General features: G+C 59.0%; 5 protein-coding genes and 1 pseudogene. All 6 read left to right on the forward strand.

Annotation, left to right across the window (positions count from 1 at the left end; translation table 11 throughout):
- Positions 1 to 571 precede the first annotated feature (571 nt).
- Entirely contained in the window at positions 572 to 1,183 is a 612-nt protein-coding gene (locus E1297_RS03670; RefSeq protein WP_155134032.1) for a 50S ribosomal protein L21, read from the forward strand.
- A 55-nt stretch (positions 1,184 to 1,238) separates the two neighbouring features.
- Positions 1,239 to 1,508: a 50S ribosomal protein L27 gene (rpmA, locus tag E1297_RS03675; RefSeq protein ID WP_155134035.1), complete on the forward strand. Its 270-nt coding sequence runs from the start codon at positions 1,239 to 1,241 to the stop codon at positions 1,506 to 1,508.
- Between the two features lie 130 nt (positions 1,509 to 1,638).
- Positions 1,639 to 2,244 carry a GNAT family N-acetyltransferase gene (locus tag E1297_RS03680; RefSeq protein WP_155134038.1) on the forward strand — a complete coding sequence of 202 codons (606 nt, stop codon included), beginning with the start codon at positions 1,639 to 1,641 and terminating at the stop codon, positions 2,242 to 2,244.
- The gene (locus E1297_RS03685) at positions 2,241 to 2,807 is read left to right on the forward strand and encodes a GNAT family N-acetyltransferase (protein ID WP_155134041.1); all 567 of its coding nucleotides are present in this window, start codon (positions 2,241 to 2,243) and stop codon (positions 2,805 to 2,807) included. Before E1297_RS03680 ends, E1297_RS03685 begins: the two co-directional genes overlap by 4 nt.
- Positions 2,804 to 3,349, forward strand: coding sequence for a GNAT family N-acetyltransferase (locus E1297_RS03690; protein WP_155134044.1), 546 nt, complete (start codon positions 2,804 to 2,806; stop codon positions 3,347 to 3,349). The genes E1297_RS03685 and E1297_RS03690 overlap by 4 nt, the downstream gene beginning before the upstream one ends.
- 46 nt (positions 3,350 to 3,395) lie before the next feature.
- Positions 3,396 to 3,779, forward strand: a pseudogene (gene obgE / locus E1297_RS03695) (GTPase ObgE); the annotation flags it as partial.

Consider the following 3,779-nt stretch of genomic DNA (forward strand, 5'->3'; position numbering starts at 1 on the left):
CAACGGTTTTCGAGACCGCCCCGTTCGACCACTCCGGCACCTCTCCGCGGCGCATTGACCTTGGGCGTCAAGTGGCGCGGAACATAGACAAGCGAATCTCATGCCGCAAGAGGCCAAAGAGGCTGTGCTCGTTTTTTTTGGGGAGCCTGTTGAGAACGCTGGCAGGCCGGGAACGAGGCCGCCGCGCTAACCCTCAATTCGCGAGTGGCCGGGAATGGTCTGGAAAGGCGGCTATCCCGCTTCAACGGATACAACGTTTCTGTGCCCGATTGCGATGACCGGTCGCGCGAGAATCCGGCCGGAACGGCAGGAATTGGCGGCATTCTACAATAAAAATTTGACAGGCTGTCTTGCATGGGTATAGTCCACGCGCTCGTAGGGGTGTGCCTGTTGGTGCGCCGCTCGCTGTTTGGTCTGGGCCAGGTCGTTTCCTCAAGCAAGAAACCCGTTCCGCAAAGACCGTCCTGTCACGCAAGTGGTCTGGGATGGCGCCTTTGATCAGCGTAAAAGACTGTCCGCTCACGTCATCCAGGCTGAGTGGCACAAGAACGAAAAGAAGGACGTGCGAGACATGTTCGCAGTGATCAAAACTGGTGGCAAGCAGTACAAGGTTGCCGCAGACGACCTCCTCAAGGTCGAAAAGCTGGATGCCGAAGCCGGCAGCACTGTCACCTTTGACGAAGTGCTGATGGTTGGCAACGACTCGGACACCACGATTGGTGCGCCGACCGTTGATGGCGCATCTGTTGTTGCGGAAGTGGTCGATCAGGGCCGCAACCGCAAGATCATCATTTTCAAGAAGCGCCGCCGTCAGAATTCCCGGCGCCGCAACGGCCATCGTCAGTCCTTTACCCTTGTCAAGGTGACCGATATCCTGACCGGTGGCGCAAAGGCGGCCAAGAAGGCAGCGCCTGCAAAGGCTGCTCCGAAGGCCGAAGAAGCGGCTGACGCCGACATCTCGCCGCTGTTCGATGCGCAGGAAGGCAAGGACGATCTGAAGAAGATCGGTGGTCTTGGCCCGGCAATCGAGAAGAAGCTGAATGCGGCAGGTGTATCCACCTACGCCCAGATCGCAGGTTTCAGCGCTGACGACATCGCCCGCGTCGAGGACGCCCTGAACATCAAGGGCCGCTTTGAGCGCGACAACTGGGTCGAGCAGGCAAAGGAACTGGCTGGCAACTAAGCCGCCGCTCCCTTATCTGGTCTTTTAAGAATTCGAAGAACGAGGAGTTCTCACGATGGCACATAAAAAGGCAGGCGGTTCATCCCGTAACGGCCGCGATTCAGCCGGCCGCCGTCTTGGCGTCAAGAAGTATGGCGGCGAAGCCGTGATCCCGGGCAACATCATTGCGCGCCAGCGTGGCACGCAGTGGCATCCGGGCACGGGCGTTGGCATGGGCAAAGATCACACGATCTTTGCGACCGTGGAAGGCAAGGTTGAATTCCAGCCGAAATCCAACGGCCGAACTTTCATCAACGTGCTCCCGGTAGCGGAAGCAGCGGAGTAACGCCGACGTGTCACGAACCACCGCCGGCGTCCCATAAAGGCCCCGGCGGATCGAGACAGCCAGTCAAAGTTCAAAGGGGAGATGGGATGCCGTCTTCCCTTTTTCTATTGCGCTTTGACTGGAGAAAAAAATGGTTGTTGAAAGCGAGGATCTGTTAGACGAGAGCTGTTTGGGTGCGGCCCCTGTGCCGCAGGACGCGGTTCGTGTCAGGCTTGACTTGCCGCGCGCGGACGACTTGGCCGACCTTGTGTTTCTGGCGAACAACAAACATGTCGCCTCGAACCTGCTGACGATGCCCTATCCCTTCAAGGTGGACGATGCGCGGGCGTGGATCAGAAAGGCCGAGCACCCGCAACCCAACGCCGCAACCTTTGCCGTGCGCCTGAAATCGACCGGCCGGCTGATCGGAATGGCGCGGTATGCCCAGCTTGAAATCGACGGACCGGTTCATGCCGGCTACTGGATCGGTGAACCGTTCTGGGGGCAGGGCTATGCCACCGAATCCGTTCACGCTCTGGTCGATCATGCCTTCACTTATACGGCTGTCGATGAATTGACCGCGGCTTGCCGGGTGACCAACCCCGCTTCGCGGCGTGTGCTGGTCAAATCGGGGTTCCAGTATCGCGATCAGAGCCTGATCCGTTCGGTAGGGGCAGGCGGTACCGTGCCGATCGAGCGTTACTGTCTGGACCGGGCCGTGTGGGCCTCCTTGAAGGAATGGGGGAAGGGCGCATGAGCTTGCCGGTTCTGACCACCAAGCGCTTGGTTCTGCGCCCAGTTGAAATGGGCGACGCAGAAGCAATCGCGGAACTGGGTGGCCGCGACTTCGAGATTGCGCGCTGGCTGACGGGTGTCTCTTGGCCTTACCGGGACGGGGAGGCAGAAGCTTTCTTGTCGAAGATTGCCGATGCCAACCCGCTGAAGACCGAAGCCGTTTTCGCGGTGACACTCGGAGGTGTCTTCATCGGGGTTTGCGCGCTGGAGGCACCCGGGGATCTGGACGAATTCTCCGATTGTCCAACGATTGGGTATTGGGTGGGGCGTGCGTTTCAAGGCTTCGGATACACGCAAGAAGCGGCCATGGCCGTTCTCGAGTGGGGTTTTTCAAACCACGAGTGCGATGCAATTGCAGCGCGCGCCTTTGAAGACAATACCGCTTCGCGCTCGGTGCTGAGAAAGCTCGGCTTCAAGCCAGCCGGGAAAACCACACGGTTTGCAAAAGCGCTCGATCGAAAAGTCGACTGCATTGTGGTTCGCCTTGACCGGGCCGATTTCGAACGCGCGCGGGTGGCAGCATGACCCCTGCGGCCTTGACGACGGAGCGATTGGTCCTGAGGCCTCCTGTTCCGGAGGATCTCGACAGGTGTGCGGAGCTTCTGGGCGACTATGAAGTGGCGAAAATGCTGACGGTGGTTTCTCACCCTTATGATCTTCGAGCGGGCAGGGACTTTCTTGCAAAAGCCGCTCGGGGTTGGGCCGATTGGCAGAATGCGGATGAACTGGTTTTCCAGATTGACCGCGAAGGGCAAATGATTGGCTGTTTGTCGTTTGGGGCGTTGCAGGAAACACCCCGGATCGGCTATTGGCTGGGGCGGCCTTATTGGGGCAAGAGCTATATGAGCGAAGCGGTTCGGGCGGCTGCGGACTGGTTGTTCCGGAATACGGATCACGCTTTGATCGTCAGTCGGGTCATGACCGAAAACGCTGCTTCCCTCACGGTGATGGAAAAGGCCGGTTTTCGCGTTGTTGGCGACGGCACGTGTCAGAGCCTTGCCCGTGGCAGGGCCATGCCGGCCTGGCGGACCGAGTTGTCGCGGGCAGATTTTTACAAGGGGCTTTGATCGATCTGCGATCCGGGCCTGACAGTGGAATATAAAGAGAAGAACCATGAAATTCCTGGATCAGGCCAAGATCTATGTACGATCCGGCAATGGCGGCGCTGGCTGTGTGTCCTTCCGCCGCGAAAAATATATTGAGTTCGGCGGCCCGGATGGCGGCGACGGCGGTCGCGGTGGCGATGTGATCATCGAATGTGTCGACGGTCTCAACACGCTGATCGATTATCGCTACAAACAGCACTTCAAGGGTGAGACCGGCATTCACGGCATGGGCAAGAACCGGACCGGGGCCGACGGCAAGCCTGTTGTCCTGAAAGTGCCGGTTGGAACCCAGATCCTTGAGGAAGACAATGATACGGTGATTGCCGACATGACCGAACTCGGTCAGCGCGTCTTGCTGCTCAAGGGCGGGAACGGTGGTTTCGGCAATGCC

The organism is Roseibium sp. RKSG952 (assembly GCF_009711355.1).